Origin of the sequence: Larkinella punicea (assembly GCF_003334855.1) — a bacterium.
GTDB classification, from domain to species: Bacteria; Bacteroidota; Bacteroidia; order Cytophagales; family Spirosomataceae; genus Larkinella; species Larkinella punicea.
On sequence record NZ_QOWE01000033.1, the window covers coordinates 78,274 to 104,909 of the forward strand.

The 26,636-nt window shown below is 49.6% G+C and carries 19 protein-coding genes and 1 pseudogene; 3 read left to right on the forward strand and 17 right to left on the reverse strand.

Annotated elements, in window-relative coordinates; genetic code table 11:
• Positions 1-26 precede the first annotated feature (26 nt).
• Positions 27-1,442 (reverse strand): RagB/SusD family nutrient uptake outer membrane protein, encoded by a 1,416-nt coding sequence (locus DUE52_RS29485; protein ID WP_114409691.1) that lies wholly within the window; start codon positions 1,440-1,442, stop codon positions 27-29.
• A gap of 13 nt (positions 1,443-1,455) precedes the next feature.
• A complete protein-coding gene (locus DUE52_RS29490) occupies positions 1,456-4,539 on the reverse strand; it encodes a SusC/RagA family TonB-linked outer membrane protein (RefSeq protein WP_114409693.1) in 3,084 nt (1,027 codons plus the stop codon).
• 394 nt (positions 4,540-4,933) lie between these two features.
• Here DUE52_RS29490 and DUE52_RS29495 point away from each other — a divergent pair, with 394 nt between their 5' ends.
• The gene (locus tag DUE52_RS29495) at positions 4,934-5,965 is read left to right on the forward strand and encodes a LacI family DNA-binding transcriptional regulator (RefSeq protein ID WP_114409695.1); all 1,032 of its coding nucleotides are present in this window, start codon (positions 4,934-4,936) and stop codon (positions 5,963-5,965) included.
• Positions 5,966-5,969: 4 nt separating this feature from the next.
• Here DUE52_RS29495 and DUE52_RS29500 read toward each other — a convergent pair whose 3' ends face one another.
• The 14 genes and pseudogenes from DUE52_RS29500 to DUE52_RS29575 all read right to left on the reverse strand — a co-directional run bounded on the left by DUE52_RS29500 (position 5,970) and on the right by DUE52_RS29575 (position 22,779).
• Positions 5,970-10,523, reverse strand: a complete 4,554-nt coding sequence (locus DUE52_RS29500) for an RICIN domain-containing protein (RefSeq protein WP_114409696.1) — start codon at positions 10,521-10,523, stop codon at positions 5,970-5,972.
• An 11-nt stretch (positions 10,524-10,534) separates the two neighbouring features.
• Entirely contained in the window at positions 10,535-11,038 is a 504-nt protein-coding gene (locus tag DUE52_RS29505; RefSeq protein WP_114409699.1) for a hypothetical protein, read from the reverse strand.
• A gap of 11 nt (positions 11,039-11,049) precedes the next feature.
• The gene (locus DUE52_RS29510) at positions 11,050-13,467 is read right to left on the reverse strand and encodes an SdrD B-like domain-containing protein (RefSeq protein WP_114409701.1); all 2,418 of its coding nucleotides are present in this window, start codon (positions 13,465-13,467) and stop codon (positions 11,050-11,052) included.
• A 161-nt stretch (positions 13,468-13,628) separates the two neighbouring features.
• Positions 13,629-13,919, reverse strand: coding sequence for a hypothetical protein (locus DUE52_RS29515; protein ID WP_114409702.1), 291 nt, complete (start codon positions 13,917-13,919; stop codon positions 13,629-13,631).
• 2 nt (positions 13,920-13,921) lie between these two features.
• Positions 13,922-14,446, reverse strand: a complete 525-nt coding sequence (locus DUE52_RS29520) for a hypothetical protein (protein WP_114409703.1) — start codon at positions 14,444-14,446, stop codon at positions 13,922-13,924.
• A gap of 142 nt (positions 14,447-14,588) precedes the next feature.
• Positions 14,589-14,924 (reverse strand): DUF6984 family protein, encoded by a 336-nt coding sequence (locus tag DUE52_RS29525; protein WP_114409705.1) that lies wholly within the window; start codon positions 14,922-14,924, stop codon positions 14,589-14,591.
• Between the two features lie 696 nt (positions 14,925-15,620).
• On the reverse strand, positions 15,621-16,088 hold the full coding sequence (locus tag DUE52_RS29535; protein ID WP_114409708.1) for a hypothetical protein: 468 nt from the start codon (positions 16,086-16,088) through the stop codon (positions 15,621-15,623).
• A pseudogene (locus DUE52_RS29540) lies at positions 16,088-16,999 on the reverse strand (RHS repeat protein); the annotation flags it as partial. The pseudogene DUE52_RS29540 and the gene DUE52_RS29535, both read right to left, overlap by 1 nt.
• A gap of 212 nt (positions 17,000-17,211) precedes the next feature.
• Positions 17,212-17,466, reverse strand: coding sequence for a DUF7660 family protein (locus tag DUE52_RS29545; protein WP_114409712.1), 255 nt, complete (start codon positions 17,464-17,466; stop codon positions 17,212-17,214).
• Positions 17,467-17,489: 23 nt separating this feature from the next.
• Positions 17,490-18,395: an RHS repeat domain-containing protein gene (locus tag DUE52_RS32685; RefSeq protein ID WP_222930341.1), complete on the reverse strand. Its 906-nt coding sequence runs from the start codon at positions 18,393-18,395 to the stop codon at positions 17,490-17,492.
• A 192-nt stretch (positions 18,396-18,587) separates the two neighbouring features.
• The gene (locus DUE52_RS29560; protein ID WP_114409713.1) at positions 18,588-19,037 is read right to left on the reverse strand and encodes a hypothetical protein; all 450 of its coding nucleotides are present in this window, start codon (positions 19,035-19,037) and stop codon (positions 18,588-18,590) included.
• Complete coding sequence (locus DUE52_RS29565; protein ID WP_165841059.1) at positions 19,037-19,255, reverse strand: ParB N-terminal domain-containing protein; 219 nt, start codon at positions 19,253-19,255, stop codon at positions 19,037-19,039. Before DUE52_RS29565 ends, DUE52_RS29560 begins: the two co-directional genes overlap by 1 nt.
• 83 nt (positions 19,256-19,338) lie before the next feature.
• Positions 19,339-19,674, reverse strand: coding sequence for a hypothetical protein (locus DUE52_RS29570; protein WP_114409716.1), 336 nt, complete (start codon positions 19,672-19,674; stop codon positions 19,339-19,341).
• A gap of 6 nt (positions 19,675-19,680) precedes the next feature.
• Positions 19,681-22,779: an RHS repeat domain-containing protein gene (locus DUE52_RS29575; protein WP_114409718.1), complete on the reverse strand. Its 3,099-nt coding sequence runs from the start codon at positions 22,777-22,779 to the stop codon at positions 19,681-19,683.
• A 277-nt stretch (positions 22,780-23,056) separates the two neighbouring features.
• Between DUE52_RS29575 and DUE52_RS29580 the strand changes: the two genes are divergently transcribed.
• The gene (locus tag DUE52_RS29580) at positions 23,057-23,707 is read left to right on the forward strand and encodes a TlpA family protein disulfide reductase (protein WP_114409721.1); all 651 of its coding nucleotides are present in this window, start codon (positions 23,057-23,059) and stop codon (positions 23,705-23,707) included.
• The gene (locus tag DUE52_RS29585; protein ID WP_114409723.1) at positions 23,694-25,964 is read left to right on the forward strand and encodes a response regulator; all 2,271 of its coding nucleotides are present in this window, start codon (positions 23,694-23,696) and stop codon (positions 25,962-25,964) included. Before DUE52_RS29580 ends, DUE52_RS29585 begins: the two co-directional genes overlap by 14 nt.
• Here the strand turns inward: DUE52_RS29585 and DUE52_RS29590 are convergent.
• Positions 25,953-26,552 (reverse strand): alpha/beta fold hydrolase, encoded by a 600-nt coding sequence (locus DUE52_RS29590; RefSeq protein ID WP_114409725.1) that lies wholly within the window; start codon positions 26,550-26,552, stop codon positions 25,953-25,955. The genes DUE52_RS29585 and DUE52_RS29590 overlap by 12 nt on opposite strands.
• Positions 26,553-26,636 lie beyond the last annotated feature (84 nt).

Genomic DNA, 26,636 nt, shown 5'->3' on the forward strand with positions numbered 1-26,636 from the left:
ACTACCGATGAGCGGCTGGAAGATGATCAATACCCCGGATTTTGGGGCAAGAGATTGGGATTGAGCATGATTTCGGTAATCGGAACCGGCAGCAACGGTTTTTTGTCGACGCCCAGAACCGCTTTGGCGCGCCCGGTTCGGAGCAGATCGTACCAGCGGTGGCCTTCGAAACACAGCTCGACGAAGCGTTCCTGCTCAATGGCCAGCAGAAGCGCGTCTTTGGCGGTGGCCGTCGTGTTTGCCAAACCCGCCCGGTTGCGGATGCGGTTGACCAGCGCGATGGCTTCGGTGGTTTTGCCCAACTGCGTCAGAGCCTCGGCCTGCATGAGAATGACGTCGGCCAGCCGCAGAAAGATGTAGTTGCTGTCGCCGAAGCGGGCGTTGCCGACCACCGTTCCCAGGTATTTTCCAACCGTGGGTAAGTTTGCAAACTGATCGGTTTGGGGGTTGCTCAGGAAGAAACTGGCGGTTTTCCGCAAATCGCCCGGTTCAAACGCGTCCACCAGTTTGGGGGTGGGAATCAGCGTCTGATTTCCACCGGTTTGCACCTTGCTGCTGCGGGGCAGGAAGTAAGCCGAAAGACCGTTCGTTTCCTGATTGGCGTTGCTATACTGAAGCTCGAAAATGGATTCGGTCGTGTTTTTGGCGGTAAAAAGCGTACTGTAATTGGCTCCGGAAACCAGCGAGTAGGTCGGGTTGGCGAGGACTTTGGCGGCATAATCGGCCGCCAGTTGCCATTCATTCGTCTGGTTATACGAACTCCGCCAGAGGTAGACCTTACTCAGCAAGGCCTGCGCGGCTCCCTGCGTGGCCCGGCCCCGGGTTTCGATGTTCGATGCGTAGGTAACCGGCAGCAGTTTTTCCGCTTCGATCAGGTCTGCAATGATTTGCTCCTGAATTTTGTCGGCGGGTGTTCGCGGCAACTGGAGATCTTTATCCAATGAATTGGTCGGTTCCAGCACCAGCGGCACGGCACCCCAGAGCCGTACCATGAAGAAATAATTGAAGGCCCGCAGAAAATACGCTTCGCCCATAATCCGGTTGCGGACGCTGCCGATGGTCGGGCTCTGAATGGTAGGAACCTGCGCCAGTACGTTGTTGACGCGGTTTATGCCCGAATAAAAAGGTGCCCAGGTCGCAAAACCGCTGCTGTTGCTGATGTTGTCATTCTGAAAATCCAGCACGCCCGGATCGGTGACGCCAATCGTTTCAACCGGTATTTTCAGGTTGTCGGCGCGGGCATCGCCCCAAACCACCCGGCGCGTGTCGTCACCCTGCAAGGCGTCATAAGCCGCAATAATGGCGGCTTCAGCATCGGCGGCATTCTGGAAAAAGGAACCCTGCGTGAGGGCACTCACCGGCACCTGATCAAGGACATCGGTACAACCGCTGGCCAGACTCAGCAGTGCGGTGATTAAGAGGAAATAGCTAAATTTTTTCATGGTCGAGGTCAGGTTAGAAGCCCAGATTTAAGCCAAACGTGAAAGTGCGAACCTGCGGATACGTGCCTAAGTCGATGCCCTGGAGCAACGGCAGACTGTTCCGGAAATTCACTTCCGGGTCCAGACCCAGGTATTTCGTGAATGTGAACAGGTTCTGGCCGGAAGCATATACCCGCAGGCTTTCGACTTTGATTCGTTTGAGCACGGCAGACGGAAAGGTGTAACCCAGCGTAGCGGTTTTGACGCGGAGATAAGACCCATCTTCAACCCAGCGGGATGAAGGAAAACCGTTGCGGCCAATGGTGCTGGGTGCGCCCCGTGGCACGTCGGTCACATCGCCTTCTTTCCGCCAGCTTCGCAGCACTTCGGTCGTGGCCGCGTTATAAACGAAACTCCGGTTAGACGACTGGCGGGTCTGGTTGAAAATCTGGTTGCCGTACGACCACTGCATGAAAACCGACAGGTCGAACCCTTTGTAGGAGAAGGTGTTGGTTAAACCACCGGTGTGTTTGGCGTTGGAGTTGCCGATGATTCGCCGGTCGTCGGCATTGATCACACCGTCGCCGTTGAGGTCTTCGTAAATCATGTCACCGGCCTGATAGAGCGGCCCGGTTTTGCTGCCATCCCGCAGGTTGGCGGCTTTGGCTTCTTCCGAGGTTGCATACACCCGACCCGTATACACGTAGCCGAAGAACACGCCGATGGGTTCGCCCACCCGACCAATGCCGACGGGACGGTCGCTAAAGAAAACTGCATCGGCACTTGCCTGGATGATGTCGGCATTGTTATTGGAAAGCCGGACAATTTTGTTGCGGTTGAAGGAAATATTGAAATTGGTGCTCCACCGAAAAGCGCCCACCAGATTCTGGCTGGAAACGCTGAATTCCAGTCCTTTGTTCTGCGTATCGCCCACGTTTTGCAAGGCAGAACTAAAGCCCGAACTCGTCGGCAGATTCACAGACAGCAGCAGATCGTTCGTTTTTTTCAGGTAGGCATCGGCGGTAAAAGCGATGCGGTCGTTCAGAAACGACACATCGATGCCGACGTCCGACTGCGTGGTCGATTCCCAGCTAAGTGATGGATTGGGAACTGCCGACAGCGCAATGCCGGATTTGCCGATGTAGTTGCGCCCGGTGCTGTATAATCCCTGCGCCCCGTAATCGCTGATGGACTGGTTGCCGACCACGCCGATGCTCGCCCGCAATTTCAGGTCATTGATGAAAGGCAGGCCCTGCATGAAAGGTTCCTGTGAGATTCGCCAACCGGCTGATACCGAAGGGAAGGTGCCATATTGATTGTCTTTCCCAAACCGGGATGAACCGTCCCGGCGCAGGGTGGCCGCCAGCAAATACTTGTCGTTGAAACTGTAATTGAGCCGGGCGTAATACGAAACCAGCCCCCAGGCGGATTTGCTGCTCGAAGCACCCGTGGCGGTGGCAGCCGCGTTCAGGGTCGGAATATTGTCGGTCGCACCCTGATTGGCCGCTGCCGACAGGTTGAACGTCCGGGTCTCCTGCACGCTATACCCCAGCAGACCCGAAACCGCATGTTGACCGAATGAACGGCTGTAGTTCAGGGTGTTTTCGCTGATCCAGCTAAAACCGTCGCCATACGACGCCGTGGCCGGTCGGGCGGCTCCGCCCTGGATGGTGCTGGGAATGAAGTTTTCGTTCCGGTTGCCGGCATAGTCGACGTTCAGGGTCGAGCGCAGCGTCAAGTCTTTCAGAATCGTATAGTCGGCGTAAATATTGCCGAGCAGGCGGTTCGAAACGGAAAAGATGCTGCTCTGGGTGGCCAGGGCGACCGGGTTCGGACGCTGGATCTGATCGACGAAGGTGTAGGAACCATCGGGATTATACACCGGCGAAAACGGCAGCATCCGCAGGGCGTTGGTCAGCACGGCATTGTTGTCGTCGCCTTCTGGAATCAGGTCGCGTTTGGCGGTTGAGAGCAGAATGTTGGCCCCGGTTTTGAAGCGCGAAGAGGCCTGGTGATCGATGCTGAACCGGCCGCGGTAGGTTTTGTAGCCCGAACTGATGACGACTCCTTTTTGATCAAACAGTCCCAGACTGGCCGCATAGGTGGTTTTGTCGTTGCCGCCCCGCAGCGATATTTCATAATTGGAAACCGGAGCGTTCCGAAACAACTCGTTCTGCCAGTTGGTATCATACACCGGCGTGTTGCCGTTGAACAGCGTATCGAGGCCCAGCCGTACTTCCGGAACGCCCGCATTCTGGACGGCATTCAGGATGTAATCGCGTTCCTGCACGGCATTCAGCATCGGAATCTGCTTTCTGACTTCCGAAAAACCGGTGTAGGTGCTGACGTTGATGGCCGTTTTGCCCGACTTGCCGCGTTTGGTCGTGATGATGATAACCCCGTTGGCACCCCGTGCGCCGTAAATAGCCGATGCCGAGGCATCTTTCAGCACTTCCATGGATTGAATGTCATTCGGATTGACCACGTTGATGTTGCCCGTAATCGGCACGCCATCAACGATATAGAGCGGACTGTTGCCGGCGTTGAGCGACGTAATACCCCGGATTTTAACCGTCGGGCTACCTCCGGGTGATCCGCTGTTCTGCACAATTTCTACCCCGGCGGCCCGGCCCTGCAAGGCTTCGAGCGGCCCCTGAACGGGCAGGTTTTCCAGGTCTTTGCCTTTGATGGATGCGACCGAACCGGTCAGGTCCCGGCGCTGCTGGGTGCCGTAACCAATTACGACGACTTCGCCCAGGGCTTTGGTGTCGGCTTTCAAAACCGCATTGATCGTACTGCGGTTGCCGACCGGTATTTCCTGTTTTTCGTAGCCCACCGAACTGAAAACCAGCACGGCCTTGTCGTCGGGAACGCTGATGCTGTACTGACCCGATTCGTTGGTGGTGGTACCGATCGTGGTGCCCTTCACGGCAATGGTAACACCCGGCAGGGTTTCGCCGGTTTCAGACGTGACCAGCCCCCGGATCTGTAACACCGCCGTTGGGGCCGACGGACGATTCGTGGATACAGCCGGATGGTGCGCCAGGACTTGCAGCCGGATGGTGGGGGCCAGCAATAGGAGTGCCAGCCAGCCAACCTTTTTTAGATTTATTTTCATACAGGTACATGGATTGGAATAGTTCAAATAGTCAACTCGTTTTCTATTGAAAACCCGGCAACGGGGATCTCGACGACCGGGGCTGAATCAGCCTTTTTTATTGAATTATTTCTGAATTTAACAGAAGTAAAAAGAGAACAGCAACCGGAAAGGAGTCAAGTTTCCAGTGGAATCAAAAAAAACGTTTCCGGTAACGTTGCCGGAATGGAAACTGGCGGGCTTGATTTCAAAAGCATTGAGACGGGTAGGAAAGTCCGGATTGGTTCGGAATCCATAAAAAATCATATTGCCGTGTAGATTTCCCGGCGGGAGCGGTAGTAGAAAAACAACAGAAGGCGTCTTGTGTAACGTAGCGGAGATTTTATCTTTAGTATGTGAAGCCGACCCTGTCCGTATGAGAAGTAAACAACCAACCATCTGGGATATTGCCATTAAATTAAATGTCTCAATATCAACCGTTTCCCGGGCGTTGCGGAATGCGCCGGATATAAACCCGGATACAAAAAAAGCCATTCTGGATCTGGCCCACGAACTGGATTACCAACCCAACACGATTGCAACCAGTTTGCGGAAAAACAAAACCGACATCATTGGTGTGTTGGTCCCCGAGTTTGTTCACGCCTATTTCCCGAATGTGATTCTGGGGGTGCAGGAAGTCGCCAATGCTGCCGGTTACAAAGTCATGATCGGGCAGTCGAACGAGTCGCTGGAGATTGAAAAGCACAATTTGCAGGCCATGCTGTCGAGCCGCGTAGATGGCCTGATCATGGCGATTACGCGGGAAACGAATGAATACGAACACATTCAATCGGCCCAACGGAAGGGGTTGCCGGTGGTATTTTTCAACCGAATTGTGGATGAATTACAGGGGTCAAAGGTGCTGGTGGACGATTACCGGGGCGCGTTCCGGGCGGTCGAACACCTGATCCAGACGGGTTGCCGACGGATTGCCCACCTGGCCGGCCCCGAAAACCTGACCATGAGCCGAAACCGCCTGAACGGCTACATCGACGCGCTGAAAGCCCACGCGTTTCCCATCGACGAGACGATCATTTTGCCCTGCGATTTTGTGGAAGGGAAAGCCCGGTTTTGTACCCAGCAATTATTGAATCTTCCTGACCGCCCCGATGCGTTGTTTGCCGTCAACGATCCGACGGCCATCGAAGCCCTGGTTTGCATTCAGGAAAACGGGTTGTCGATCCCGGATGATATTTCGCTGGTTGGTTTTTCCAACGCGCCCCACAGCGCCTTTGTCAGCCCTCCGCTCACGTCAGTCGTTCAGCCGACCAACGAAATCGGCCGCGTGGCCGCCCGGCTTCTGTTGCGGCAACTGGCGGAGGGTCCCGATTTTGTTCCGGAAACCCAGACGCTGGACACCACGCTGGTGATTCGCAAATCGACCCAACCGGTTTTGAAGGCGGTTTGAGGATTTACCAGGGACAGGTTCGACTGTCTAAAAACCACTTCATCGCTCCATAGATGAGCAAATCGGCGACCGGTTTCAGCGTGAAATCGCTCACGGCGGGAGCGGAAGGATTTCCTCCCCCCCAATTGTAGACACTCGACCAGGCGAAGCTCCCGTTGTTACTGACAAAACCGTATTTTATTCCCGGATTGCCATCAGTAACCAACTGCTGCGTCCAATGCTGATGGGGCTGACCGGTATACGATTGGAGGACCAGCTCGGTATCCAGCGTTTGATTCCCGCCAGCCGCACCGATAACCAGGCCCGTGCCGGTCATGGTCGTGAGCTTAGTGGAAGAACCTACAGGGTCAAGTTTCCAAATTTGCCCGTTCTGGCTGTCGTCCGGATCCTGTATTTTGAGGGTGCCATTCGCGTTGGATAACCGTTTCCCGTTGGCCACCAGGCGAATGGAGTAGCAGTTCGGGGAGGTAGGACACCCCACCGAGGTGAGCCTGAAAATTCGATAGGTACCCGCATAGTCCGGATCGGAGGTGTTCTGAACACTTCCCCATAATTGAAGTTCCGGGTCGACTCCGCGGCTTCTTAAATCCCAGGTATTTCCGGCGGACTGATGCACCCGGTACTGTCCGCTACCCGCTGCGGTTTGGGAAAAATTCCAGAATTGAAGGGTCGTATTGGTAAAAGCAGCCAAACGAATCAACTCACCGTTGCCCGCTGCGTTGACGGACGCCACCTGACCGCTCCCGTTTTGCGAGGTGAGTTTATACTGACCGTTTCCCTGTTGTTCGAATTTCCAGATTTGGTTGGCCTGTCCCACAACCTGCGTTTGCTGTTGAACGGTGTTGTCGCTCATCACCTGCATGGCTTTGCCGGAATAAACACTCGAAATGACAAAGCAACCGTTTCCGACGGCATCGCCCCCCGCGCAATTGGCGTTGGTTTGCACCGTTACCTGCCCGGCCGCACTGGTGCAGCCATTGAGCGTGCAAGTCGCTAAATATGTACCACTGTTGTTGACCAGCAGCGTGTTGCCGACGGCCCCCGTTGACCAGGTGACGGTTCCGCCGGTGCAGCCACTGGCGGTTAAGGTCGCTGTCTGCCCCGGACAAATAGACGAGGGGTTGGCTGACAGGGATGGGATTGGCGCCGAACAGCCCGGACAGGATACGGATAAAAGCTGAAAGAAACGATAGGGCTGGCTGTAATGAAAATCGCCGGGATTGGTCATGCTACCGTACAATTGAGCTTTGGGACCAGCTCCTGCGCCTTCGATGTCCCAGGTTGTACCCGCCGACAGACTGACCCGGTACTGTCGGGAGTTGACTGCGGTTTCGTTAAAATTCCACAGTTGAAGGGTGGTGCCGGTATAGTTCCCAATCCGCAGAAACTCGCCCTGATTGGCCGAATTCGTTTGAAGGGCCTGACCACTGCCATTCTGGGTCGTTAATTTAAAGGACCCATTGGGTTGCTGATCGAATCGCCAGATCTGGTTGGTTTGCCCGCCGACCGGCGTCTGCTGCTGAACGGTATTGTCGTTCATCGTCTGTAATACTTTGCCGGACAAGGTGTTGTAAATCAAAAAACAACCGCTCCCGACCGAACTGTTGACCGTTGAAAATGGAGCGAGCTTTTTGGGGTTTTGTTCGCCGTTTGCATAATTGTAGTCGATGGTTTTGAGCAAATTCAGGTCGTGGTCGCGAATGGCATCCAGCCGCCCAAAATAGTCGTATTCATACCGGGTTGCGAAGCCATTCGGATCGGTTGTTGTTTTTACACCCAGGAGCGGAACGTCATAGGCATAGCGGGTCGTCAAACTGGCAGCGGTATTGTAATTGGACGTTTCGCTGGTGAAAACCGAAAAAGGAACGAGTCCAGAATTGTAGGCATTCCATTCCAGGCGTGTACGCAAACCATTCCGCAGCACGTATTCCAGCGGATTGGCCCGGCTATCATAGGCCGTATAAGTCAACTCCAGCCCGTATCGGCTGTCTTTGTTCGCCGTGCTGTTTGTCAGCGATAAGGGGACGTAGCTGCTCAGCAGACAGCAACGATCCATCACCTGAAGCCGGTGTGTTTCTTTTGGCAGCGCATACCCCGGAACGAGGCTGTTTTCTTCAAACAGATTCAATTGACCCCCGATTAAATACGGATTTGGATCGGCTGAGTAGTTTTTGCGGTACGCATATTCTTCAATAACGACGTTCCGCTGTCCCCGATTCCGCAGGAGTTGGATGCCACGTGTTGGCCCCGAAGCTGGCGTTGGGAAACTGAGGTCAAACGGGTACCGCATCTGCCGGACAGTGATGCTGCCATCAGCGGCTGTGACTGTTTGCAGAGCCGGTTGGTAATCGGCGTTGTACACGGTTTCGGTACTGGTTGCGACGGCATTGCCATTGCCCGCAGGGTACTGGTAGTCCTCGGTTCGGAATAGCCGAATGTTTCCTTTGGGCCAGGGATAGTAGGTGGGCGGTGCGTATTGGTTGCGCAGATAGTCGCAGGGGGGTGGGGTTCTGGGATTGGAATAATAGGTGGCCCATTCGGTCGTGTAGGTCAAGTTTTTTAGAATCAGGACCCCGGCTTTTGCCAGTTCTGTTTTTATCGGGTTCATATACGTATTGACCTGCCGGTGAAGCATCTGGTTGGCCTGATTATAAACCGTTCTGGTGAGCAGTTGGCCCCGGTCCCAATGATAACTGGCGACATAGGTTCGTCCGGAATTTCCCCCGCCTACTCCAAACGTTACGTCACCACTGGTTCGGAAGGTATAGACGGTTTTTCCGTTTTCATTCGAACCGTTGTAGGTGCCTTCATACTCGGCCACTTCCGGATACGTAACCGGGCTGCCGTCGAACGGGCTGATGCTGGAGGTGGGATTGGAGCCGAATACGCGGGTTTGTTGCCGGCAGTCGGGGGGAAGCTGTTCGGAATACACATTGGACCAACTGCTTTTATTCAGGGTCACGTTGAGGGTTCCGTACCCATTTTCGCCGGAGCCGTAGCGGTATGTTTTGACTTTAAGCGGGTCATTGGCCGATGCCTGGGTCTCGATTCGGTTCACCCGAAGTCCGCCAGCTAATTGAATTGCGTTTGTACCGGGGTCAAAATACCGGTTAGACTCGTAGAAAAAACGGGAATGGCCGCCTGTTGGGTAGGTTACTTTGTTCAGAATCCAGGCCTGCATGTGGGGCTCGCTACACGAGCGATTGGCTCCACCGATCGTTGTCGAACCCATGTAGCCAGCGGTACCGTACAGGTTGACGGTTTGGGCCGGTATAAGCGTGGTCGGGTTGTTGGCTCCGTTAAAATAGCCCCAGACATCCCGGCTGCGCGATTGGGTCCCCGGCAGGTTCTGGGTCATGTTGTATTCGAACAGATATTTACTGATAATCCCATTATTGATATCCTGCATCAACACGGCGTTGAGTTTCAATGGGGCATTCAGATAGCCGTAATTCTGAGGTTGGGTAGCGGGAAAGTATCCTTGCTGGAGATCGATCCGTTTGATTCGCTGGAAGGTGTTGGAAATAATGTTGAACCCATACACATCAATGTAATCCAACGCCTTTAGACCGGGTATGTCGGCCCGATTGGCGACTTCAGGCGAAAACGTTAGTTTCCCGCCCGGAAAAACGATTTCCTGCAACTGGCGGGTGGTATGATACGTACTGACCGCAGCAGAAGTAAAATTCTGATTGCCCAGAAAGGCAGAACTGCAATCGCCGGAAGTCTGATCCACAATGGTTTGCGTATCGACGATGTCGGTGGTACTGGTATGACTGACGGATGTATAATAAAACTGAACCAGATCATCCGGTCGGTTTCCCTGAATTTTGCTGAGCTGCCAGGCACTGGTGTAGCTGAGTTGTCCGCTGCCATTGTTAAAAGCGACGGATTCGGTCTGGTCGAACGTATAGACGATGCCGTCTTCGTCGGTCACCGTAAAGCCGGTGATGGTTCCCGTTTGGGATTGTATAAAGTTGATTTTAACCCGCTCGAAAGGCATGGTGGTGGCAACACTGCCCGTACCGTCCGGAATGAGCACAAACTTAAGGGTCCGTCCACCTGGAAAAGTCAGGTTAAACACATCATACCCGGAATCGTAGACCCGGTTATTATATTGTTCAAAGAAATTGAATATGTTGTCGCAGGCCGTATTTCCACTCACATTGGGGTCCAGGGTGGGATGAACGCCGGGCCAGTACAAAATATCCGACAGTTCATCCGGCCGACCCGTCACGCTGCGTGAAATGACCCCGCCCGTATTTAAAGCCCAGCCCAAGCCAACCCAACTCGCCTGATCCGTTACTTTATGCCCTCCGGCATGGTAATCGAAACTGACCGGAACCCGCACCTGGCCCGCCGAGATGTCGAAAACCGGGACGGTGATCGACGGTATTCCCGTATTCAAACTGACCGGATGTTCACCGAATCGGCCCAGCGATGCTACATTGGGCGATTGGGGCGACAAAGAAGGCCGTAAATTAGGAACCTGGCCTTGTGCCTTTGCTGCATCGATCGTAGTAAACAGCAGCAATGCAACGAGTAGAAACCGTTTCATAGAAGGGAAGATTAACGGCGCACAAAATACGTACTGCCCTGGTAAAGCGTATTATTCAGAAAACCGTCCGTAAACACCAGCGTATCCTTGCGACAGTCGTAACGAAACGTATCCCGAAAATTGAAAGCAGCTTTGTAGGTTTCAATCTCATCCGGTTTTCCCTCCCAGTAGAAGCGAATGACTTCATTCGCTACTTCGTAATGAAAGGAGATGGACAGGTCACTTCGTTTGGTATTCCGGCAATCATAAAAACTGAGTTCCCCTTTGTCTTTCCCCTTAAACTGGAGGACCAGTTCTTCTTCCAGCCGATTCTTTTGATTGGATTTCCCCTTTTTTCCACTCCGTTCCTTATCGCAAAGCACGAAGTCGTTGCCCCATTTTCCCGAAAAACAATCTTTGGCCAACGGAGCGGGGTTCACGGGAAAATCACCGGAGCGGTATCGGCTCGTGCTGCCAACCAAAGCCAGAAAAATAACCAGCCCCATGTATTTGGCCTTCCTGAAAAGCAGTTCCATACCCATAAAAATTAGTGTTTCACGAAACGAACGGTTGTTATCTGATCGCCCTCCCTGACGGTTACGACGTAATGACCACTGGTCAGCCTGGTCAGGTTGAGGGTCTGTGTATACTGATGATCGGTTAAATTGCCGGCAGTCGTCATCAGGGGCTTGCCCTGTAGGTCAAACACGGTGAGCGTCAATGCACCGGTTTGCTGATACCCGCGATAGCGTACGGCCGTCTGAACACCTGCCGGATTGGGCGTGAGCGTTAGACGTTCCGGCTCGGCAGTCTGGCTGGCGGGAGCACAGGAACCACACTGAAGCCCGATGTCTAACCCCGGCATTGACCCGCCCCCTGGTGGGGTCGTAAACCGGATCAGCGCCGTCTGGTCGGCCAGAATGGCGTCATTGTCAATTTGGTCAGCCTGGCTGGTGGCTACCGCTTTGCGCCGATCCGGCGCGGGCAAGCTCAGGCCCGAATGAACGGTTTGTTGCAGGGGTACGCGGATTTCGTAGTCCGTCAGGGGCTGTATACCACCGGTTGCCGATTGGTTATCAAAAGCATAATACCCCTCTTGATCGGTTTGGGTTTGTCCTGCCAATTTCCCTGCGCGATAGAGCGTTACCTGAATGGCTGGCAGCCCCGGCTCGTCGGCATCCTGTTGGCCATTGGCGTTGCGATCGTTCCAGACCCGGTTGCCGAGGGTCAGCGGAGGAGTTTCCGCGATGACTTCGACATCACCCACATTGTTAGTTTTCCAGAAATAACCGGCCCGCTCCCCGCCCGGAAATACCGCCTGCCCCCGAACAAAACTTCCGGTCTGATTGGCAAACCAGCGAAAACCGCCCGTCACATACTGACCCGGCACCGGTTCGCGGGCGGCTACGACCAGTTGCCCTTGCTCCGGCAGAAGGGCGAGCCCTCCTGTAGCGGTTTCCTGGTGCCAAACGATGCCATCAGCCTGAAACTGATCGTCGTGGTAAAATTCACCCCCGGTGGGTCCTTGCCGGTTATTACGGCCAGCCGACTGTTGGTCCCCCACACCGCCGTTTCGTTCAAGGTCGTAGCGACCATTCCGAAAAGCGACCCGCAAAATATCTCCTCCTGACAAACCCCGGTAGGGCATCAAGGGCATGGACGAATTCGGCCGAAAGAGTTGTCCATCCCCGGCTTGGTGTCCGAGTCGATCCATCAAGCCGAGAATCATCGACCCGTCGGTGTCAAATTCAATGTCAGCCAGGATAGGCTGTGGATGGATGAGCCAGTCGGGAGCCGACGAAACCCTGGCTTGCCGGTAATCATCCGTCCAGGGTTGCCACCCGGATACGCCGTAGTCGAGCGTGCCCCGTGGATAATTCAAGGCCGTGCTGAAGACCTCGGTAAAAGCAGGCGTGTTGGCATTCGGATCGAATCGGTATACAACAGCTCTTAGATCCGCAACGCGCTTCGAATGGCTGGCATCCTCAACAACGCCCACATAGACCTGGTCGTTGTATATTTTAACAGCAAAAGGCCGGGCGTCGCCCGATTGTCCCGCTGTCAGGGGCAGTGTAAATTTTTTTACATCCGGGGATTGGGGTAATGTGCCGTCGGCAGGCAAACGAAGGGCATACAGGGCACGGTCGTAAAGGTTCATGACGAACAACATCTGCCCGTCGTCGGTTACATCCAGCCCCCCCAAGCTGCACTTGCCCACCAGGGAGAACATCAGCGAATCGTGGCTGACACTCGTAATGGTACTGCCCAAATCGCGTTTCAGGGTAGCCGGAGCCGTAGCGAAACCCAATGCATCGAGATTGATGAAGGGCAAAACCGTTCCGTCGTCGGGCGACAGGCGGTAGATACCACCCGACCCCAGGGGCCCGAAACCGGCGTGCCGTTTCGCCAGGGCGGCCGCATAGAGCCTTTGGGAAGTTCGGTCATAGGCCAGCCCCCAGAGCGAACCCACCTGCCGGGGTGTGGCGATTCGTTTCAGCGTGGATGGGTCGCCGGAGGCCGCAGTTATGACCACCGCCGTGAGCGAATCGGCACCCGCATCGCCGTAGTCGCCGTTCACATAAACCGTCTGAACCAGCCGTGGATTGGCCCCCAACTGGTTGGCAGGGTGCTGCACAACCAGATTGACCTCAGCGGGTGTCGTGGCAAACCGCACCAGGGGTGTATTTGCCACCGGTTGCCAGCCTTTTTCCAGATTACCAAATTCCAACCGTACCGGCTGGTGTGGAGGAACCACCAATTGGTAAGTCCCATCGCCCCCCGTCGTCGTTTGGGCGATTAATCGCCCGTTAGTCCCGTAAGCCTTAACTTCCACCGAACTTACCGGGCGTTCTGTGCCTTTGGCCTTGTTAAGAGCATTGGCGTCCTGCCAAACCCGCCCCGAAATCTGGGCGGATAGGATCGACGAGTACAGGAGCAAAATCAGTGTTGATAGATAGTTCATCATGGTTCATCTGATTTCTATGTTGTTTTGTGGTGTTGCGGATAGCTGAAAAATACCATTTAGATCGGGTTCTGTGGTTCTTGAATTTGCAATTTATTGCATGTGCAATCAAATAATAAATGAGATTACTATAAGCTTATTATAATAATCTCATATTCAAATGGTCAGAATGCAGTTGGATTTTCTATACTTAAGGCCCTAAAAATATTTGATATAAGTTTTAAATCATAGACAATTGCGTCGTCAGATATATTTAATCTAGAAAGTTCTTCGAGATCATCAGTTAATTGTCCTAGTGAAAGGTTTTCAGGCTTACCATAGGGGTTGTATAACTCATCGGAAGAAATATCCCAATAAAAATCGCTTTTTAGTTCTATTTCGTTTCCCTTAGATTTTTGCAATTCGTGTAACAAAATAGAGGTTATTTTCTGCAGATTGTCAATATTTATTTTCATGATTACTCGTTATTAATTATTTTTTGAATATTGTTTTTGAAAATTTGAATCTCCTGTTTTAGATGATTTATACGAGACTCGACAATTTTTTGTCTCACAGCATCATTAGGGGCATTTTTTAAAAAACCTTTGTTATCAAACTTCATTGGATCTTTGATATACTCATCAAGTTTTGATTGATGTTTCGCTATTTGGCTTTCAAGTGAAGAAATGGATTTTAACCTTCCAGCTAATTGTTTAGCCGCAACAATCTTACTACCAGGATTTGATTTACTCAACAGACCTAATCCCCCTAATACTTTGGTCGGGCTAAATAAGGTGATTAAGTTATCAATAATCCGGGTAGGATCATCTTCATCCCGTTTATCGGCAGCAAACAACCAGGCATTGGTGCGATCACCTGGATCAAAATAAGCACTTCCGTCGGCATTAATCGGTTGTCCGGCTTCATTTAGAAAAGGTCCGGATACTTTATCTTTTTTCTTGCTGCTCGCGGGGTTATCTCTAGCCTGGTCCATCGCCAGCATCCTGATAAGCCCCACGGAACTTTATCAACCCCGTCGAATACTTGCTGTTCTATTGACCTTTCTATATTTGGGCAGATCCTCCGCCTTGCTGAACCATATTTTAGGTCTATATTTTCCTTAGTCGTAGATATTTTTCTCATACTTATTCAAGTTTATATGGAATATTAATCAAAGGATTAAAATCTGTTTTCCAAATATCTAGTTCTAGTAGATTACCGTTATCGTCTACATATAAAGAAGCTATCACTTCGACATTGTCTTCATCTTTAAACTGGTATTCACTAACTTGCTTATCAAATTTCCTATTCTCATTATAAACTCCATTTGGATATAAATATAAACTACCCATCTTTCCATCCTCCATTGAACGGACAAGCAAATTGTTCTTCCAGTTTAAGGGAAAATCTATTATAGCATTTTTTACTAATAGTTCAAGAAGCCTTTCTTCTTGAACTGAAGGTTTTCTATTTGACTCCATGGATCCTTCCAATATTTATTGTACCATCTGAAAGCTTGAACGCTGAATATTGTATCCTTTGTCCAGCAATTTCTATTATAGAGTTTAGAGGCTTTCCTTCGGTTATTTTAGACGCAATGCTCGGAAAGTGTTTTTTTATCGCTGTCTCTACAATCGTTCTTTCCAAACCTAATGCATCAGTATGTCGAAAAGCATGATAAATCTGATTTTCTGTCTTTCCAAACTGGATAGTAAATTTGGCCTCTCCTTTAATCGCTTGTCCAAACTCAAACAAAGATTTTAACCACCTCCCGACCTTTAGAAAACTGAAGCCACTTTCCACAGCACTACCAATATCAACACCCGTCTGAGCAGCTTGTTCTTCGGGAGTAAACCACCAACCAAACTTTTTAGGTACAGTAGCTTTAATAACCGCATTTTGTTCCGGCCCGGAACGTAAGGTGCCGTTGGGATAGGCCCCACTAATGGGTGCTTCCTGCTTTTTATTAGCCTCTTCTCCTTGCTCAAACCGCGTTATTGTCTGGGTTCTTCCAGCCGCATCATAGGATTCAACCGAACCATCCTTGCGGGTATACTGCCCTTGAATGCCATCCAGATAATCCTGCCCATCGGGATCGATATTCCGAGCCGGATTATTGGCGAAATACCGATATGGTGTTAAGCATAATAAACATTTGCCAGCGGATCTACCATATACTATATTTTAAATTCGTTTATATTCCAAAATTTTCCATAAAAAATAAGGTAGAGTGTAAATAATATAATTGGAATGCTTGAAAGTATTAATTTTATATTTTTATCTTTTGGAAGATTTGATATTTTCTTAGTGCCATATAAAGCATTAAGAGAAAAATATATACTCGTTAAAGTTAGAAAAAAAGGCGACAGAATAAATAAGCCCCAATTGAATGAACCCTCTTCAATAATTCCCCAAAATATGGATACACCATGAACTGAAAGAATTATACAAGCTATTAATCCTATAATGATACCAATTCGAAAATAGTAAATTAGAATTGGAATAGCTATCACAAATAAAATAACAACTCCTAGTAGTGCTACTATTGGTATATAACTGGCAAAGCCTGCTGAAAACCCTAAATAAAAAGAAATGAGCCAAAAGTTAAAAAATGCGGTTGAAAAATAACTTATGTATATTTTCATTATTCTTTTCTTTGAGGTTGAGTATTTGAAATTTTTTTATTCCAATCTGGAATACTATATGTTGTGCCACCAGATTTTACACCCGTAAAATTTCCCTTTTTATCAGTTGTAATTGTTAGATTAAAGTTTGTAATTGAATTTGTGCTATTTTCTCCCGGTAGTTCAGTAAATGGTCCAGTATTTCTGCCAACTCCTGCATCAATTTGCCCAACTCCTAAAAATAAGTTATTACCACTTGGGTCTGTTACAAATGCTTCTGTACTTGGGAAATTGTCGCCTGTAAGTTTTCCACTAATAGATAACGTACCTGCTTTCTTGTTTTCCGTAACTGAAAAATCTGAAAATACGTTTATATCGGGTGTACCTGCTGGGGTTTTTGGATTAGCTGCTGCTGCACTTGTCGCAAATCTAAAAGTTTTAGAATCTCCTTTTTCGCTAATTGAAAAGCCTTTTGTAAATTCTACTGATGGTGTTGCGGTTTTGGCATTGCTTGGGTCTAATGCCATGTATGTAGGCGAACTCCATGCTTTCGTAGAAATACTTGACTTGTCAGTATCAAAATTAATTCTTTGGTGCATTCTCGCAGTTGCACTTGAACTTGTTGAATAACCACGACCATCGCCATGAAACCCAAAACCAAATTCTTTAAACGGTGCAAATGCTCTAATTGTAATTGGGTAAGGTATTTTTCCGTCTTTATCAACATATTTGTAGGGGTTGTCAAAGCAAAAAGTATACGGAGACCAGGCTGGCATCTTTTCCGCCAGCGGATCGACCACACTCCACCGCCCAATCGTCGGATCATACATCCGGGCCCAGTAATCCAGCCAGGGCGTTTGCAACTGCTGCTCCTTGCCGTTGTAGAGGTACTTGTTGGTGTTGACATCGCCTTGCCGGATGACCGCCAGACCAAAACCGTAGTACTCCGTTTGCTATAATTGTGTTAGCTTGTTACTTATATCAAAGAACAATTCTTTAGCCCCGGATCACTACTGACGTTTTATTCGAGTCCAAAAATTCAAAAGAATGTAAACATCGCATTAGTCGTTTAAAGTTAGAAAAGTTGTAAACTCCGGATAAAATAATATACTTAAATACGCCATTGATCGGCATCAATAGCATTTTATTCATATGACTTTGCGGCAATAAGTATGTTGGCAAAAAACTTCCAATTAACATCTTTAGGGACTGAAATGTTCTTATTATAATAATAGCCATCCATATCCTCAGTCCAACTTTGAAGGGCTTCTAGGTAGTTGAAAAGAGTCCTGTTTTCCCATGTATCAGGATTGTTTTTTAAATCATTGATTAAAGCGGTAACAAAGGATATAAAATCCTCTTTGGTATTTATTGATTCAACCAATTCTTCTACATTCATGCCTTAAATTATTTAATTTAGAGTTATTTAATTATTATATTGTTTCCATCACCCAACTTAAGTTTCACCGAAGTGCCACCATTTTTTGTTGTCATTTTCCACATTTGGCTCTGAACTTGTGCTGGAGAAGCCCACTGAACTGGTGCTTTCTCCAAGCCCGAAAGCCTAAATGCTCCTAAACGTCGATGGTCAAGTGTCCAGATCTTTCCATTAGCGTCTTTCCACACATTCATTTTTAATACGTTGGGGTTTAAGGCTCCTGCTTTTAGTGCTTCAGCATTACCTAAAACAGTAAATTCCCCTGTAACGTTTTTTATACTACTTTGCATAAAATGGATTTCTTTTGGACTTAGAACAAGAATATCATCCGCTCCTGTCTTAAGAAAAGATTTTAACCATTTAAAGCTTTTACCTAACAAATTGATTCCCTTGCCTATTGGCAAGAAGGCAGCCTCTAGGTCAAACGAAGGTTCAATCTTATCAACGGCTCCAAACGCCTGGAACCGCTCCCCAATCGATGCTTTTTGCCAGGCAGCCTGCTCATTAACCGTTAGGTCTGAAAACTTCGGCTTACTTTCACTACCCTTTCCTTTCCCGGGCCCGTCCCCCTTATTGGCGCCATCCCCATCCTGATAAGTCCCACTGAACTCCATCGACCCCGTCGAATACTTACTGTCCTGTTTGCTATACCCATCGGAATACTCAAACTGCCCATCCGGATCCGTTACCCCGATGGGATTATTGAAGCCATATCGGTACGGTGTTAAGCTTGGTTCCACATCAGCCAGCGGATCAACCACACTCCATCGCCCAATCGTGGGATCATACATCCGGGCCCCGTAATCCAGCCAGGGCGTTTGCAACTGCTGCTCCTTGCCGTTGTAGAGGTACTTATTGGTGTTGACATCGCTTTGCCGGATGACCGCCAACTGGTGGACACCGCCCCGTTATCGCTTCTTATAAACGACGGCAGAAATAATACATTATCTCAGTATGTCAAAGAACGGTTTGGTAATGTGAATATATATATTTTATAATACTATTTGTCCTGCTTTTCTTTAATTTATAAATTTTTAACGAAAAAAGATAAGAATGAATGAATTTTGTTGTTTTTTTAAAATTTATTCATTCAATTTATCTAAAAATAATTTGTATAGTGGGTGGATCATTATGTCGTGCTCTATCAGTTTTACTGTGGAACTAAGGACCTTTAAAGTATCATTTAACAATACACAGCCATACGTCTGGGCGAAATCACAAAGTGCATATACGAATTCTTTATAATCATTTCTTACATCTATTCTTATAGAAATTTCAATAATTCTATTGTTGTCAATTAAAAGTTCAATGCAGTTTGAGCTTTCATCTCCAAATAGGATAATGTCACTTGACCAAGATTGCTTTAATGGTAGAAAAGACTTAAAATTATTGAAATTATCAATGCTTAATTGGCGATACTTCCACCAATTAATTTCATTTAATGCATTGTTATTGATAAATAAATTATCTCCAAAGTAAGAATTGGTCTCTTCTTCTGGGACAACAAATAGTTGATATTGCCAAATAGCCATTAGTAAGGTGAATAGATTAGATCTTCAACTGTTTTGTATCCTGCATAAGGCAATTTTACTTGTTGAACCGGAACATTTTGAATTCCTAATTCCTTTGCTGCCCTTAAACGATGATGGCCATCTACTACAAATATTTCAACAAATTTTATCGACTCCTGCACACCGTTAAGTTTTATGTTCTCTTTAAGCTTTGCAAAAGCATTGAGGCTTTGCTTCACGGGAAAAAAGGAGATTTGGAGTTGGGGAACTCCAAATCTCCTTTTTTCCCGTTTTCCATCCCATTTTTAGCAGGGTATAGTAGTTATTCTGCTAACTCATTAATAATTTCTTTTAGTCGTTGCTTCGTTATTTCTCCATTGATTTCCGGACTGGCTAACTCGAAAATTATTTCCTGCATTTCTTCTACTTCAAAATCCAAGTCATCTCTACATTCTATTGCATTAGCCCAATTTTCCAACTCGTCAAAAGTGATTTTTTCATCAACGCATTTCTTTATAACATTAGAAAAATCAGCTTTGCTAATAATCAAAGTAGGCTCTTCAACATCCCAAGAATATTGAGATAATTCACCTTGTAACTCTGTCAAGTTTCCGTTAAAACAAATCAAGTCTGTTAAAATATCTTTCCTTTTTCTCATATCACATTATTTAGGTTTAATATGAATGATACTTCCATCAGGGGCAAATGTTGTTTTCAACATTTTGAAAGTTTCGCCTTGTGGATTTACCCATTTCTGATATAAGGCACTCGAACCTGGTACTTTACCTGGTGATGTCGCTTGAAATAAATAATTACCGTCATCCAATAATTGGAATGATGAACTGGCTTTAGAATTTGCTGGTATTTTACTTACAAACCGACCATAATTACTCTTTACTGCACCTTCTAAAACAGTTGTTCCCCCCTTAGCGATTTTGCTAAACTCAAACAAAGATTTTAACCACTTTCCGACTTTTATTAAACTGAAGCCACTTTCCACAGCACTACCAATGTCAACACCCGTCTGAGCAGCTTGTTCTTCGGGAGTAAACCACGAGCCAAATTTTTTAGGTACTGTAGCTTTAATAACAGCATTTTGTTCAGGCCCAGAACGTAAGGTGCCGTTGGGATAAGCCCCACTAATGGGTGCTTCCTGCTTTTTATCTCCGTCTCCAGATTGGTTTGAACCACCACCACCTTCAAACCGCGTTATTGTCTGGGTTCTTCCAGCCGCATCATAGGATTCAACCGAACCATCCTTGCGGGTATACTGCCCTTGAATGCCGTCCAGATAATCCTGCCCATCGGGATCGATATTCCGAGCCGGATTATTGGCTACATAGGCATAAGGAGATAACAGCAAGGAGTTCTCCGCCAGCGGATCGACCACACTCCACCGCCCAATTGTCGGATCGTACATCCGGGCACCGTAATCCAGCCAGGGCGTTTGCAACTGCTGCTCCTTGCCGTTGTAGAGGTACTTGTTGGTGTTGACATCGCCTTGCCGGATTACCGCCAGACCAAAACCGTAGTACTCCGTTTGCTGGACGACCGCCCCGTTGTCACTCACGACCTGCCGCACGTTGCCTAAGTGGTCGCGGTAGTAATACTGCACTGCATAGACGCCTGAATTGCTGCGGACCAGTTGCCCTTCTTCCAGCCCAATCCGCAGCAGCGTTCCGTTGGCATTGTACTCAAAATCGCCCTCGTAGGTGGTGGCCACCCCGCCCGGCCCCGTCATGCGCCGTTTCCGGCCCAGGGCGTCGTAATCGTATTGCACATAATTGGCGCCGACATTCACCTGCCGGGGCAGGTTCAGCGCGTTGTAGCTAATGGCATTGATGGCCCGGTTGGCATCGCTGGTCAGGTTGCCATTGGCATCGTACTGCAGCTCGTTGTCGTAATCGGTCGCGTTGGCAAACCCCTTTTCGGCCAGCGCGTTGTTGCCCCCGTCGCCAATGCGGTGGACCTGATTGCCGGTGTAAAAGTAATTCAATTGATCGATCAACTGACCGTTCCAGGTTCGGTTTAGCGTTTTTATATTGCCGTTGCGGTCGTAGGCGATGTTGTTTTCGTCGAAACCGCCCAGACTCCCGCTGCCGCTGGTGGCCGTCAGTCGGTTGGCCAGATCGTAAGTGAAGCTCCGCGAGCCGCTGTACTGGCCGTTGGTACTGACACTCATCGACTGGACGTTCCCGTTGGGATGGTACTGCAACGTGTGGCTAAAACCGGGTCCTTTGGTACTTTGCTGCTCGCAGAGCCAGCCCCGGGCGGTGTACTTGTAGATCTGACCCAGGTTGCCCGTGTTCCATTCCTCACTGGCCAGCAGCCCCACCTGGTTGTAGGTTTGGCGACTGTGTTCGTAGCTCTTCACCAGGACGCCGTTTTCGTAAACCGTATGCTGCACCTGGGTCAACCGGTCGGCCTGATCATAGCTAAAGGCCTTGTCGATGCGGTAGGTGATGCTGCCCGTATACTGTGTCGTTCGCTCCAGCACCCGCTTGCCCGCAAAATCGTACTGGTACGAAATGCGTTCATAGGCCGAACCCGACAGGCCGAATAATTGCCGGTTTTGTTGAATGAGCCGGTTGCGGTTATCGTAGTAAAAAACGGTTTGGTACCAGTTGTCGTAGCCGCCACTGGCATTCAGGAGCCGCACCGATTGGCCCGTCATCAGCCCCTTGCGCGAATCGGATTGGGGATTACTGACAAAGTGATCGGCCGCAGTCAGCCCCAATTCATTGACAAATCCCCCGTTGGCAAAGAGGCTAAAACCGTAATTGTCGTAATAGGTGTACTGAATCGGGATGTTGTTGTTAACCAACACCTGGGTAGGGCGATTCAACTCATCGTACTGGTGGGTAAAAATTATGCCCCGGGCATCGGTCACACTGCTGAGCCGGTCGCGGCTGTCATACAGCATGGTTTGTTCACCGGCTCCGGGCACTTTTTTACGGATCACTAGCCCCCGGTTGTTGTACTGGTACATGAAAGCAAACCGATCGAGGTTACCTTCCAACTGAAATTGTGGCTGCAACACAAACCGGAGTTGGCCGGGTTCATCGTAGACGTAGTAGGTATCCAGATTTTCCGTTGCCAGCACCATCCGCCGGAGCACCACGCGCTTTTCGGAGTCGTGAAACGTCTGTGTCGTCGTGTTGTTTTCGTCTTTGACCTCCGTCAGCGTCAGGGTGTTGGCTGCGTAATAGCCGTTCACGCCCAGGTCCCGTAAATTGGCCCCCCATACCTGATAGCGAATCACGGAATTGGCGGTGTTGGTCTGGTAAGTAGTCCGGACGCCGGTTGTTACGCCGATAGCCCGCTGCTCGGTGGGACGGTTGAGGGGCGAAGATTCATAGACTGACTGGTTATAATAATTGGCCGTGGGTGAACAGACTTCCGCCGAGTTGTAATAGGTTCCGATCGGGTTGCTAACCCAGCCGCCGTTGTTGCCGGGAGCGGCTACCGGGGCATAGGTTTGCGAGGGGCGTCCGTAGGCATCGTGTACGGTGCGGGTCATCAGGTCCTGGCCAATGTTGCCGGCAAAAGCCGCAATTTGTTGGGTTGGTTGCCCCAGACCATCGAAATACGTCACCTGTGTTGCTACCTGATTGGGCGTGCCATTGTATGAAATACCGGTCGCTTCGGCAGCCGCCCGAACTTTATACGTTCGGGTCAGGACATAGTTCTGATCGTTGGACTGCGCTGTTGTCCAATGTGATAAGGCAATTAACCAGCCAATGAGGTAAAGTTGACGCATCATATACGAGGCAACCGCTAGGTATCATAGGACGCAAATCTATTTTATATTTTTGTATATACAAATAAAATGTAGTTTTTCAGAATAACCCGATAAACAGGCCGTGGTAGCGGTATTCGTAACCCCGCATAAAACGAGCGTACGGTCAACGTTTATGCCCATTTTGTAACCGACTTGGCACTGCTTTTGCACTAATTACCCTACCCACACCCCGGCGGTCAATGCCCGCAATCAAGCTGCCACACCGGATTTTCGAGAACGTAACTTCATTTTTAGTGCTATGGGAATTGCCGTTAAACGGACCAAACCCAGTGAGGATAGGGTAAGAAAAAGCTTCGTGATGCTCTGGCTGCTGGTGCTGATGTCAGCCGTGGGAGCCTTATTCTGGTACAATGACTGGCTCTATCAATTACCAACTCCGCTCCCCGAAGCGTATAAACCGGTAAAGACCGGAAAGGTGATTGCCCTGAATGGACTGCTGGACTTGCAGGCTGACAAACCGGTGTTTCTTCATTTCTATAATCCGGATTGCCCGTGTTCGCGGTTTAACAAGACCCATTTTAAAACCCTGGTTCGGCAGTATGGCCGGGCTGTCAACTTCGTCGTGGTGGTCATGAGCAGGAAAGTCTACGCCACCCAGGAAATTCAGGAAAAATTCGGTCTGGATCTCCCGGTTTTAGTCGATCCGTCGGTTGCTACCCGGTGTGGCGTCTATTCTACCCCTCAGGCCGTGATTCTGGATGCAAATCACCGGCTCTATTACCGGGGGAATTACAACCGGAGCCGGTATTGTACGGACAAGAAAACCAACTACGCCGAACTGGCCCTGACCGCCTTGCTGCGGCATGATTTCCCAAAAGCGTTCGATCCGCGGGCCTTAACCGCCTACGGCTGTAGTCTGCCTTATTGCAAAACCGATGATGGATTATAACCAGCACACGCCGGTCGCAACCGGGCGTTCTGCTCATGATTTTCTGTATGGCGTGCAGGAGCGATCCGACCGCCTGATGAATTATTTTTTAGGCGGTTATTTTTTGATTGGTCTGGCATTCGCGGGTTTTTACGACACCTGGCTGATCGCTTTCGGGGTTGGCGGGCTTTCGCTGGTGGCCTATTATTCCGTTAAACAAGCTCTGCCTTCGTCGGATCTTTACCAGTATGTTTTGAGCACAGTGCTCGGGATTTTTATGGCCCAGTTTATTTACCAGATGCATGGGCTGTTTGAAATGCATTTTTTTGCCTTTATAGGTAGTGCGCTGTTGATTACATACCAGAAATGGAAATTGCAGATCCCGTTTCTGATCGTTGTGCTGGTTCATCATGCGGTTTTTGGGTACTTACAGAACAGCGGGGTCGAGGGGATTTATTTTACCCGGCTGGATTACTTCGACCTGTCCACCTTCGTCATTCATATTCTGCTGGCTGCCGTGATCTTTTTTATTTGCGGCCTGTGGTCCCATCTGCTCCGGAAATACAGTGAACTGCAATTCAGCCAGGCAATGGAAATGGTGGAACTGCAAAAGGAAGCCCACCTTTCGCTGGAGCGAAAACGCAATGAAGAACTCCAGAAAAAAACCAACGAACAACTCCGGGCGTCGAACCTCGAACTGGAAAGAGCCCGCAACGAGGCCGAAAAAGCAAACCGGGCCAAGAGCATTTTCCTGGCCACGATGAGCCACGAAATCCGCACACCGATGAATGGCGTGATCGGCATGGTGAGCTTGCTGCAGGAAACCGTCCTGTCCGAAGAACAGCAGATGTTTACCGAGACTATTGCCAGTTGCGGGGATACGTTGCTCAACGTGATCAACGATATTCTTGATTTTTCAAAAATTGAATCGGGTAATCTGGAACTTGAAAACGAGGATTTTAACCTGCGTCAGTGCATCGAGGATGTTCTGGATATGTTCGGAACCCGGGCCACCAAACTCGGGCTTGATCTGATTTATGAAATTGATGAAAATGTGCCGGGGCAGATCTTGGGCGACCCGCTGCGGCTGCGGCAGGTGCTGATCAACCTGATTGGAAATGCGATAAAGTTTACCAAACAGGGCGAAGTCTGCATTTTTGTGAAGCTGAAAAAAGAAGATGCGGACGGGCAACTGTATGTAGCATTTGACGTGCAGGACACGGGAATCGGTATTCCGGCTGATAAGGTAAGCCGGCTTTTCAAGGCCTTCTCCCAGGTGGATTCGTCTACGACGCGGCAGTACGGCGGCACGGGTCTGGGCCTGGTGATCGCCCGGAAACTGGTGCAATTGATGGGGGGGGATATTCTGGTTCGTAGCGAACCGGGGCGGGGCTCTACCTTTTCCTTTACGATGAAGACCCGCACCGGAACGAAAAGCCCGGTACCCTACGCCAGTTATAACATGGCAAACCAGGAGGGCAAACGAATCCTGGTGGTGGACGACAATGCCACGAATCGAACCATCCTGAAACGCCAGTTCGAGTCCTGGAAGATGCTGCCGGTGTTAACCTCTTCCGGAGAGGAAGCGCTGGAGTTGCTGGCTACCGACTCCGCCATCGATCTGGTCATTACCGATATGCAGATGCCGGGAATGGATGGGGTGATGCTGGCCGGGCACATCCGGGCGCGTTCGGCCCACATGCCCATTATCCTGCTCAGTTCCATCGGAGAAGAAGTGAAGGATGAACAACGGCAGCTTTTCGTTTCGATTCTAACGAAGCCCATCAGGCAGCATTTTCTCAGCAAACACATCCAGAACGCGTTTCAACAGCAACAGCCAACGAGTCTGCCGACGCTTGCCCCGAAAAAGCTATCGATTGATTTTTGTAAAAAATACCCCTTCGATGTTCTTGTAGCGGAGGATAATCAAATCAACCGGCAGGTAATTCTGCACATCCTGCAAAAACTGGGCTACCAACCCGACCTGGCCAACAACGGGCAGGAAGCCCTTGAAGCCGTCCACCAGAAAGAATATGGGCTGATCCTGATGGATATGCAGATGCCGGTTATGGATGGTCTGGAGGCCACCCGCCTGATTCGGCAAACGATTGTCAAACAGCCGGTTATTATTGCCCTGACGGCCAATGCCCTGGAAGGAAACGAGCAGGAATGCCTCGATGCCGGGATGAATGACTTTCTCGGTAAGCCGATCAAACTGGAAGAGTTGATGACGAAACTGGAGAATTGGTACCAACGCCAGACCGGTCTACCCGCCTAAATTCTCCAGGAGCATTTTTAGCGTACCGATAACCGCCCTGGCATCGTCCCGGTGCAAGTAATGCCCGCTATTGGAAAGATAGATGAGAGCACCGCCTTTGCTGGAGGAATAAATGAACTTTCTCCACCTTTCTATGTTCACGTTGGTCCTTACTTCAAAGAATTTAGTATGGTCATAATCCGTACTTCTTCTTTCAGGAGCTACTTCGAATCTGCCCCCTATGAAAAAGTAAATGGGAACATTGGGTACGGGTAACCGGGTCACTTCCGCAAAATCGGTTCGTCTTAATGCTGCCAAAACCTGGCCTTCACTCCAGGGACCAAAACGAACGGAATCAACCTTTGCTGGCTGATAAAGGCGCGCATATAGCATTTCATCGATTCGCTTTTCAGGAACCCCGATCCGTCTGAAAATGGTATTCCAATCTTCTTTTGTTTCCGTAAAGTCGGCTGGATCGATAAAAACCAAACCGGCAATGTCATTCGGATTGAAACCCGCAAACGCTCTGGCATAAAGCCCTCCCATGGAATGCCCAACCAGGACATAGGTGACTATACCGATGATACTGGGCCGTGTGCGCCGATGCAAACTGGGCCACTGTGGATAAGTGGTATTGAGGAGTAGACAAAGGTAACTATTACCCTATTTTTTCTTCTTTTTTAGTTCGTTTTC